The organism is Microbacterium sp., from assembly GCF_039812165.1.
In the GTDB taxonomy this organism is placed as follows: domain Bacteria; phylum Actinomycetota; class Actinomycetes; order Actinomycetales; family Microbacteriaceae; genus Microbacterium.
This window is the reverse complement of sequence record NZ_JBDIAB010000116.1, coordinates 1-9538: the sequence shown is the minus strand read 5'-3', so window position 1 is coordinate 9538 and position 9538 is coordinate 1. Positions and strand designations below refer to the sequence as shown.

The window sequence follows — 9538 nt, the reverse complement described above, 5'->3', positions numbered from 1 at the left end:
CTCCTGGCGCAGCGGATGCCGGGCGCCGAGCCCGACGGACCGGGCGAATGGCTGCCCGTCTCGGGCAACACGGGAGCAGTCCGGTTCCCGATCCGCTTCCGCCCGGAGGTCTAGGCCCCGCACGAGTCACTGTCCTCCCGCCGACCCACTGCGCTGCAGCGCAGTGAGCGGCAGCTTGGGCAGTGACCCGCGGTGAGCGGTGTCTACGAATGCGTTGAGCTCGACACCGACGCGCGGGCGCGGCCGACGCGGACGACCAGCGCCGCGACCAGCAGGATCGTCGCCGCGATCGCCACCACGTAGAGCACGACGCTCGGGATGCCGCCGGGGCCGTGCGGATCGAGGAACGGGTACGGATACCACCACGGGTCGCCGGTTCCCGGGGCGATCACGAGCGGACCGCGCACGAGCGTGTAGCCGACCCAGACGATCGGATAGACCACCACGACCAGCACGGTCGACCAGGGCAGCGCTCGCCGCTTCGGGGCCAGCAGCAGGTCGAGCAGCAGGAACACCGGCGTGACGACGTGCAGCACCTCGTTCGACCACGGCACGGTCGTCCCCTGCGGCAGCTCCACGTCCCGCAGCAGCAGGTTGTAGACCACGCCGGTCACGATCATGTACGTCGTCGCGCACGCGAGCAGAGTCGCGAGCCAGCGCGGCTCGGTCGCGGCATCCCGGCCCCTCGTCCACGCCCAGGCGGCGCCGATCGCGAGCACGATCGCGGCCGCGAGGTTCGACTGGATCGTGAAGAAGCTGAGGAAGTTCGCCACCACCGTGGGCACGTGCGAGCCGTGCGGAGTCGTGCTCTCGAGGGCGTTGCCCACCGTCCGCGCGAGCTGCGCGCCGATCGCGGCGAACGTGAGCGCGGCCGCGGCGGCACGCAGGAACGGCCAGGTCGGGGACAGCGCGCGAGAGGCTGACATGCGCACACACTATCCGGGCCGCAAGCCGGATGCCGTGGGCGACGCTCGACGGGACGGCACCGTCCCGGCCGGTTCGGCCGCGGAGGTCTGCGCCTCGACGGCGCGACACGCCCGCTCCGATAGGCTGAGGCGTAATCCCCCGCGCTGAACAAGGGAGTGGCCATGCCAGGAATCGTGATCGTCGGCGTCCAGTGGGGCGACGAGGGCAAGGGGAAGGCCACCGACCTCCTCGGCGAGCGGACCGACTGGGTCGTCAAGTTCAACGGCGGCAACAACGCGGGCCACACCGTCGTCATCGGCGACGAGAAGTACGCCCTGCACCTGCTGCCCTCCGGCATCCTCACCCCCGGCGTCAACGCGGTGATCGGCAACGGCGTCGTGATCGACCTCGAGGTGCTGTTCTCGGAGCTCGGGGCGCTCGCCGCCCGCGGTGTCGACACGTCGCGCCTGCGGGTCAGCTCGAGCGCGCACGTCATCACCCAGTACCACCGCACGCTCGACCGCGTGACCGAGCGCTTCCTCGGCAAGCGCATGATCGGCACGACCGGGCGCGGGATCGGCCCGACCTACGCCGACAAGATCAACCGCGTCGGCATCCGCGTGCAGGACCTGTTCGACGAGAACATCCTGCGGCAGAAGGTCGAGGGGGCCCTCGACCAGAAGAACCACCTGCTCGTCAAGGTCTTCAACCGCCGCGCGATCACGGTCGACGAGATCGTGGAGGACCTGCTCCTCTACGCCGAGCGGCTGCGCCCGATGGTCGCCGACACGTCGCTGCTGCTGAACGAGGCGCTCGACGCCGGCGACGTCGTCGTGTTCGAGGGCGGTCAGGCGACCATGCTCGACGTCGACCACGGCACCTACCCGTTCGTGACGTCGTCGTCGGCGACGGCCGGCGGCGCCTCGACCGGCTCGGGCGTCGGTCCGAACCGGCTGGACCGCATCGTCGGCATCGTCAAGGCCTACACGACGCGCGTCGGATCGGGTCCGTTCCCGACCGAGCTGCACGACGAGCAGGGCGACTGGCTGCGCAGCCGCGGCTTCGAGTTCGGCACCACGACCGGGCGCCCGCGCCGCGTGGGCTGGTACGACGCGCCCATCACGCGGTACGCGACGCGGATCAACGGCATCACCGACCTCGTGCTGACCAAGCTCGACATCCTCACCGGGCTCGAGCGCATCCCGGTGTGCGTCGCGTACGACGTCGAGGGCACTCGCGTCGAGGAGGTGCCGGTCAGCCAGTCCGACTTCCACCATGCGAAGCCGATCCTCGAGTACTACGAGGGCTGGTCGGAGGACATCTCCGGCGCGCGCACGTTCGACGAGCTGCCCCGTGCAGCGCGCGAGTACGTGCTCGCGCTCGAGGCGATGAGCGGCACGCGCATCTCGGTGATCGGCGTCGGCGCCGCCCGCGACGCGGTGATCGTGCGCCACGACCTCGTCGACTGACCGCCGCCGCGTCGCCCGCCGCGCCCGCGCGTCGCTTGCCGCGCCCGCCGCGCCCGCGAGGGGCGTGAGCGGGATGCCGGTGCGCTACACCTTCGCGTCCTGCTTGGGGATCACGACCTTCTTGATGATCAGCAGGACGGATGCGGTCACCGGGATCGCCACGAGCGCTCCGAGGAGGCCCATGAGCGTGCCGCCGACGAGCGCGCCGATCACGACGAGCGAGCCGGGCACCGAGATCGCCTTGTTCATGACTCGCGGCGTCAGGACGTATGCCTCCAGCTGCATGTACACGAGGTAGGCCGCTGCGAAGATGAGCGCGGCGGTCGGGCTGCTGAACAGCGCCACGGACGAGCCGATGATCCAGAACAGCACGGTGCCGACGAGCGGGATGATCGTGATCAGGAACGCGACCACCGCCATCAGCAGCGGGAACGGGAGCTGCAGGCTCAGGAACAGGATGAACGCGATGACCGAGTTGGCGAAGGCGAGGACGATCATCCCCTGCAGGTAGCCACCGACCGAGTCGGTGATCTCCTCCGTGATGCCCGCGATGAACTCGCGGTTGCGGGCCGGCGCGAGCCGGTACAGGGCCTGCTTCATCTGCGGCAGCGTGGCGACGAAGTACAGGCTCAGCACGATGACGATGAGCAGTCCCGAGATCGTCGTCGCGATCGAGACGCCGACCTGCACGACGCCGCCGCCGATCAGCGCGATGTTGGCGGGGTCGGTCAGGAACTTCTGCACGTCGGCGACCAGCTGCGGCACCTGGTCGCCGAACTGGGCGACGCCCCAGCTGTAGAGGTCGGTCTTCTGGAAGTCCGAGACCATTCCCGGGATGTCGCGGATGAACTGCGCGATCTGAGTCACGACGGTCGGGATGATCAGCCAGAGCACCGCGACGAGGGCGATCAGGAACCCGAAGTAGACGATCACGATCCCCCAGGTGCGCGAGACCTGGTGCTTCTCGATACGGCGGACGACCGGGTCGAGCCCGAGCGCGGCGAACAGCGCGAACACGACGTAGATGATGATCGTGATGAGGTTGGTGACCGCGAGCCCCAGCGTGATGGCGACCAGCGCACCCAGGGTCAGGGCGAACCCGATCGCGAAAGGGCGGTTGAGGTTGGCCCAGAACGTGCGTGCCGCCGGTGCCTCGACCGGGTCGGTCGTCGGCGGGTCGGTCTCCCCGGTCGTCACCACGGGCTCGACGCGTGGGCGGGCGCTCTTGCGGAGTCTCATGCCTCACACTTTAGGACGCGGCGTGCGCGCGGCGCCTGTCCGCCTCACCCTCGCGGAACGAGTAGTCTCGGGGCGGGGAGGAACCATGACGGACGCCACGGACCAGCTGCGGGAGTTCCGCGGCAGCATCGACAACATCGACGCCGCGCTGATCTTCCTGCTCGCCGAGCGCTTCCGCTGCACGAAGCAGGTCGGCGTGCTGAAGGCGAAGCACGGGATGCCGGCATCCGACCCCTCTCGCGAGGAGCAGCAGATCGCGCGCCTGCGCCGGCTGGCGATCGAGGCGGATCTCGACCCGGAGTTCGCCGAGAAGTGGTTCAACTTCGTGGTGGCCGAGGTCATCCGGCACCACACCGCCGCCGCCGAGCAGCACTGACCCCGCCGCCCGTGCGGCGTCGCAGGGTTCGCAACGCCGCACCGGACCGCAGCGCGCTCCGCGCCACCGCGGCATGCGCGAGACCTCCCGGCCGCAACGCGCTCGATGCGAGGCGTCGCAGACGGGAGGTCTGACGGATGCGGCTCAGGGCGTCGCGCGACGCAGGACGAGGTACGAGACCCCCGCGACCGCGGCGGTCACCAGAAGGCCCCACAGGCCGAGGCCGAGCGCGCCCTGCGTCATGACCCACATGAAGACGCTCGTCCACGCCGTGGCCCACGAGAAGACCCAGACGAGCCCCACGAGGAGCACCGAGAGGCCGACCAGCACGATCGTGAGGCCCAGCGGACCGAACCGCTTGTAGACGGTCGCGAAGAAGAACCCGGCGACGAACAGCAGCATCGCGGCCGAGAAGTAGGCGACGCCCGCGCCGAGCGGCCCCGCCTCCCACGTCCACGTCAGGTAGAAGATGTAGCCGTTCAGGCCCCAGCCGTTCGTCGCCTGCTCGATGAGCCCCCCGATCACGAACAGGATCGCGAGGAGGGCCGACGCCGCGCCCGCGGTGAGCAGCGTGCCGAGGAAGAACTCGCGCCGCGTCACGCTCATGGCCTGCGAGAACGGGAACGTGAACGTGAGCGCCCCGATGCCCAGCGCCATGAAGTACCACAGCGGTGCGGATGCGGCGCCCCCGGCCTTGACCGCGTCGATGCCCGCGCCGGCGAGGATCGCGTAGATCGCGATGCTGAGCACGACCGCGCCGCCGAGGATGATGAGCGGGATCCAGATGAACGTCTGGCGGTTGACCAGCTGCATGCGGACGACGTTGAGTGTGCGGCTCATCGGAGTGCTCCTTCGGTGGAGGGCGCCGGGTCGCCGGCGCGTTGGGTGAGGCGGACGATCAGCTGCTGAAGCGAGACCGGGGCGACGTCGAGTCCCGCCTCGGCCAGCCGGCGGTGGTCGTCGGCGCTGAGCGCGCCGAGCACGGTGACGGATGCCACGCGCCCGAGCGTCTCGCGGTGCAGCACCTCGCGGCCGGCGACGAAGGCGTCGACCGTGGCGGCGTCGCCGACGATGGTCGCGGCGCGGCCGCGGACGGCATCCGTCTCCTCGTCCATGATGATGCGCCCCTGGTCGATCACGAGGACCCGCTCGATGAGGTTCGAGACCTCGTCGATCAGGTGGCTGGAGAGGATGATCGTGCGCGGGTGCTCCGCGTAGTCCTCGAGCAGCCGGTCGTAGAAGATCTGCCGCGCGACGGCGTCGAGGCCCAGGTACGGCTCGTCGAAGAACGTGATCTCGGCGCGGCAGGCGAGGCCGATGATGACCCCGACCGCCGACAGCTGCCCGCGCGAGAGCTTCTTGATGCGCTTGCGCATCGGCAGCTGGAAGTCGGCGACCAGGCGGTCGGCGAGCTCCTGGTTCCAGTGCGGGAAGAACAGCCGCGCCATCCGCAGCGCGTGCCGCGGGGTCGCGTCGTCGGGGTACTTCTGGCTCTCGCGCACGAAGCACATGCGGCCGAGCACGCGGGCGTTCTCGTACGGATCCTCGCCGAACACGCGGACCTGGCCGCTCGTGGCGAAGTTCTGCGCCGTGAGGATCGACATGACGGTGGTCTTGCCGGCGCCGTTGCGGCCGAGCAGTCCGTAGATGGTGTTCTCCTCGATGGAGAAGGTGACGTCGTCGGCCGCGAGCGTGTCCTTGTAGCGCTTCGTGAGGCCGTTCACCTCGATCACGGTGGTCATCGCGGTGCTCCTTCCGGTCGGATGGTGGATGCCTCGACCTGCTCCCGCAGGAGCGCGGTGAGGTCGTCGGTGGAGAGTCCGAGCGTGCGCGCCTCGGCGACGAGCGGCACGAGATAGCGGTCGACGAAGGCCGCCCGGCGCTCGCCGCGCAGCACGTCGCGTGCGCCGGGGGCGACGAACATGCCGATGCCGCGACGCTTGTACAGCACACCCTTGTCGGTGAGCATGGCGATCCCTTTCGCTGCGGTGGCCGGGTTGATGCGGTAGAAGGCGGCGAGCTCGTTCGTCGACGGCGCCTGGGAGTCCTCGGCCAGGCTGCCGTCGATGATCGCGTCCTCGATGCTCTCCGCGATCTGCAGGAAGAGCGCTCGGCCTTCGTCGATCACATCGGCCTCCGTGTACTGGTTACTTACTTGACTAACTAACCATGCAACGGTTCTGCGCGCATGTCAAGTCCCTGTGCACCGGCTTTCCGGATGAGGGCGTGAAGCAGCACAGCGTGGGGGTTCCGCGGCGCGGTGCAGGTGCGCGGCCTCGAGACCCCGGCGCGACCCTGTCGGCGGTGCGGGCTCAGTCGCGGCGGGGGTCGGATGCCGTTCCGCCGGCGTCGCGGGTGTCGTCGCCGGGCGCGGAGGCCGCGGCATCCGGTCGCGACGGACGCGCGGTGAGCGGGAGGGCGACCTTCTCCTCGAGGATGACGAGCGCCTCGTCCGAGATGGCGAGCAGGCCGTCGAGCTCGTCGCGGACCCGCTTGTAGGCGAGCTGGCGCTCCGCGGGCGTCGCGGCCTCGTCGACGGCGACCGTGATCAGGTGCTTGGCGGTGTCGAGGCGCTTGCGCTCGACCTCGGTGAAGTTCGAGTCCTTGAGGCGGCGCGCCTCGCGCTCGGCGAGGTCGAACGCGACCTCGTAGTCGGTGACGGCGGTGCGGTACTCGGCGAGGTCTTCTGCGGTGATCCTCGCGTCCGTCGAGGCGGGACGCAGACCGTCGGCGACCTTGCGCGCCCGCAGGAACGCCGCCGTGAGCGGCTGGCGCCCGTCGCTCATGGCGGGGTAGGCGATGAGCTTCGCGACGTCGAGCTCGTAGTCGAGCCAGCGCGCGGTCACCGCGTCGTGCGCCTTGAAGAGCTGCTCGAGCTGCGTCGGGATCGGCGAGGGGCGCGTGATGGGCTTCGGCTCCGACATCGTCGCCACGGGCTGGAGGTTCGCGGCACGCAGCTCGGCCTTGGCCTTCAGGATCTCGAGACGGCGGCGGTGGCGGCGTCCGGCGAGGCTGTCCCAGCGCGTGACGAGACCCCCGACGCCGGCCGCGAGCGGGAAGACCAGCCACCAGTAGTGCCCGGCGAAGATCCAGAACTGATCCACGGGTGCCATGGTAGTCGCCGTGTCGCGGCGGTCTGGCCGCGTGGTCGGGCTCCGGGGTCGGGCTGCGGGCTTGAAGGGGCTACCGGGCTCCGGGATGCTCGTCTCAGGACAAGAGCGGGGGCCCCGCCGCTTCGCGGCACCCCGATTGTCCTGAGACGAGCATCCCTCCGCCCTGACATTCCGGCGGCGACGCGACACCCCTTCGGTGCGTCGCCCGCCAAGGCCGATGCCAGCTTTCCCCGAGAGCACCCCTCGGCCCTCACCGTTCAGGCGGCAGGTTCTGCCGGTATCAGAGACCAGATGCTGCAGTGACCCCTGAGCCCGGGGGACGACGGGCTCCCTGCGCAGCGGCTACGGCTCAGGGCGAGGGCGGCGATCGGTGCGGGAGGGGACCGGCCACACGGCAGGCGGCGGGGTCGTCGATGGATGCCGTGGCGTCGGTCGCGCGGCGTCGCCCGGCGTCGTGGTCGGCGTCGTGTTCGCCGTCCCGGGTGAGCCGGAGTCCGTGCCGGCGGCGGTGGACCGCGGCGGCGCGGCTGACGGAGACCCAGTGGCCGGCGCGCCCGCAGGAGCGGCATCCGTCGGTCCGGCCGAGCGCGCGGACCGAGCGCGAGCCGGGGCGGGCGGAGTCCCGGCATCCGTCGTCGGCGCACCGTCGCGCCTGCCGGAGGCGCTCGTCGCGGCCTCGGTGGCGCGCGCGAGCGCCTCCGCGGAGCGGGTCATGATCGTCTGGGCGACGACGGTCCACGATGCCGGCGCCGGATCCGGCGGGATCGCTCCGGTCGCGCGCGCCTGCCGCCACGCCTCCTGCTCGGCGACGGCGAACGCCGCCTCCTGTCGTGCGACGGCCTCGCGGTACTCGGCGAACTGCGCCGGCGTGATCCGCTCGCGCGGTGACGCGGGGCGCAGCTGCTGCGCATCGCGATAGGCGGAGAGGTATGCGGCGACCGCGGGCACGCGGCCGTCGCTCATGGTCGGGAAGGCGATGAGCTTCGCCGGGTCGGTCTCGTACTCCATCCAGCGCGCCGTGATCGCGTCGTGCACGGCCATCAGGCGGGCGAGCGGGAACGTGTCGGGGTCGCCGCCGTGCGGCAGCACGGCCCGCTCGGCGCTCACGCGCGTGCGCCACACGCGGACCGTGGCGGCGGCGGCCTTCGTGTCGCGCTGGGCGATCTGCAGACGCTGGCGTGCGGTGGACACGTCGGCCGACGTGGCGCGGGATGCCGTGCGCTCCGCCTGCGCGCGCGCGAGCTCTGCGCGGGCCATCCGCACCGCGATGCGCGACGACGTGAGGTGCGACTGGGCGGCGCGCAGTGCATGCCGAGCCGCGTCGTAGCCGAGCCGACGCGCATGCCATCCGTCCCGTGAACGGCGCAGACCGATCACCCCGAGGGTGCCGACGCCGACCGCGGCCGGTCCGATCCACCACCACTCGGTGAGCATTGCCCAGAGCGGATCCACGCGGCCATCGTATCCGGCGGCACCGGGTGCCGGCCGAGAGTCGGCAGGGTCAGCCGAACAGCAGGGCGAGGACCGTCGCGCCGCCGCCGACGAGGATCAGCGAGGCGATCACGACCCACGCGATGATCTTGGTGCGTCGCGTGCGGGCGTCGGCGTAGCCTGCGTACTCGTCCTGATCCGTCATGCCTCAATCCTACGGTGGCGGCTCGAGACGGCCTCCGGCGAGGTCGGGCTGGGGCGCCTGGCGGCGGCAGCCGCCCTGCGTTGACGTGGCGCGTATGGTCGCGTCTGACGGGTCGGGCGACGGAATGGGCCAGGTGCGGCGTGACGGGCCTCGTTCACCTGGCGCGTATGGTCGCGTCAGCTGCCCTGCGCGACGATCTGCGCCAGGTGTGCTCGGCATCCGCTGGCCTGGCCCGAATGGTCGTGTGGAACGGGTCGGGCGGCGATCCGCGCCAGGTTCGGTATGACGGCCTCTCGCCGGTCAGGCCGGGGTCAAACGGGCTCGGCGACGGTGGCGCCGAACACGGCGGGGAGCGTCGTGGTCGAGAGGGCGCGCAGCTCCGACAGCGGCATCGTGAACACGTCCTGCACCTGGAGCGAAGGCTCCTCGTTCGCGGGCCGGTCGGTGACGCCGATCCGGAGCACCGGGTAGCCACGCCCCTCGCAGAGGCCCCGGAACTTGACGTCCTCCTCGCGCGGCACGGTCACGATGACGCGGCCGGTGGACTCCGAGAACAGGGCGGTCGCGGCATCCACCCCGTCGCGCTCCATGATCTCGCGCAGCCACACGCGGGCGCCGACGCCGAAGCGCAGCACGCCCTCGGCGAGCGCCTGGCCGAGTCCGCCGGCAGAGAGGTCATGGGCGCTCGAGACGAGCGACTGCTGGGATGCCGCGTGGATCAGCTGTGCGAGCCGCTTCTCGTTCGCGAGGTCGACGGCCGGCGGGCGGCCGCCGAGGTGGCCGTGCACGGTGCCGGCCC

At 71.1% G+C, this 9538-nt stretch carries 11 protein-coding genes; 2 read left to right on the top strand and 9 right to left on the bottom strand.

The window, feature by feature from the left end:
• Positions 1 to 203: 203 nt before the first annotated feature.
• The gene (locus WML84_RS09865; RefSeq protein WP_347345973.1) at positions 204 to 926 is read right to left on the bottom strand and encodes a Pr6Pr family membrane protein; all 723 of its coding nucleotides are present in this window, start codon (positions 924 to 926) and stop codon (positions 204 to 206) included.
• Between the two features lie 162 nt (positions 927 to 1088).
• Between WML84_RS09865 and WML84_RS09860 the strand changes: the two genes are divergently transcribed.
• The gene (locus WML84_RS09860; RefSeq protein WP_347345972.1) at positions 1089 to 2375 is read left to right on the top strand and encodes an adenylosuccinate synthase; all 1287 of its coding nucleotides are present in this window, start codon (positions 1089 to 1091) and stop codon (positions 2373 to 2375) included.
• 84 nt (positions 2376 to 2459) lie between these two features.
• Here WML84_RS09860 and WML84_RS09855 read toward each other — a convergent pair whose 3' ends face one another.
• Positions 2460 to 3614 (bottom strand): AI-2E family transporter, encoded by a 1155-nt coding sequence (locus tag WML84_RS09855; RefSeq protein WP_347345971.1) that lies wholly within the window; start codon positions 3612 to 3614, stop codon positions 2460 to 2462.
• A gap of 85 nt (positions 3615 to 3699) precedes the next feature.
• On the opposite strand from WML84_RS09855, the gene WML84_RS09850 reads away from it, so the two are divergent.
• The gene (locus tag WML84_RS09850; protein WP_347345970.1) at positions 3700 to 3990 is read left to right on the top strand and encodes a chorismate mutase; all 291 of its coding nucleotides are present in this window, start codon (positions 3700 to 3702) and stop codon (positions 3988 to 3990) included.
• Positions 3991 to 4134: 144 nt separating this feature from the next.
• On the opposite strand, the gene WML84_RS09845 is transcribed toward WML84_RS09850, so the two are convergent.
• From WML84_RS09845 to WML84_RS09815, 7 genes are all read right to left on the bottom strand, one after another.
• Positions 4135 to 4830: a hypothetical protein gene (locus WML84_RS09845; protein ID WP_347345969.1), complete on the bottom strand. Its 696-nt coding sequence runs from the start codon at positions 4828 to 4830 to the stop codon at positions 4135 to 4137.
• The gene (locus tag WML84_RS09840; RefSeq protein WP_347345968.1) at positions 4827 to 5732 is read right to left on the bottom strand and encodes an ABC transporter ATP-binding protein; all 906 of its coding nucleotides are present in this window, start codon (positions 5730 to 5732) and stop codon (positions 4827 to 4829) included. Before WML84_RS09840 ends, WML84_RS09845 begins: the two co-directional genes overlap by 4 nt.
• On the bottom strand, positions 5729 to 6118 hold the full coding sequence (locus tag WML84_RS09835; RefSeq protein WP_347345967.1) for a GntR family transcriptional regulator: 390 nt from the start codon (positions 6116 to 6118) through the stop codon (positions 5729 to 5731). The genes WML84_RS09840 and WML84_RS09835 overlap by 4 nt, the downstream gene beginning before the upstream one ends.
• A gap of 184 nt (positions 6119 to 6302) precedes the next feature.
• A complete protein-coding gene (locus WML84_RS09830) occupies positions 6303 to 7094 on the bottom strand; it encodes a hypothetical protein (protein WP_347345966.1) in 792 nt (263 codons plus the stop codon).
• A 351-nt stretch (positions 7095 to 7445) separates the two neighbouring features.
• Positions 7446 to 8555, bottom strand: a complete 1110-nt coding sequence (locus tag WML84_RS09825; protein WP_347345965.1) for a hypothetical protein — start codon at positions 8553 to 8555, stop codon at positions 7446 to 7448.
• A gap of 49 nt (positions 8556 to 8604) precedes the next feature.
• Entirely contained in the window at positions 8605 to 8739 is a 135-nt protein-coding gene (locus tag WML84_RS09820; protein WP_347345964.1) for a hypothetical protein, read from the bottom strand.
• A gap of 311 nt (positions 8740 to 9050) precedes the next feature.
• Positions 9051 to 9538: AIR synthase-related protein (locus WML84_RS09815; protein WP_347345963.1), on the bottom strand; the 488-nt coding region annotated here is incomplete at its 5' end.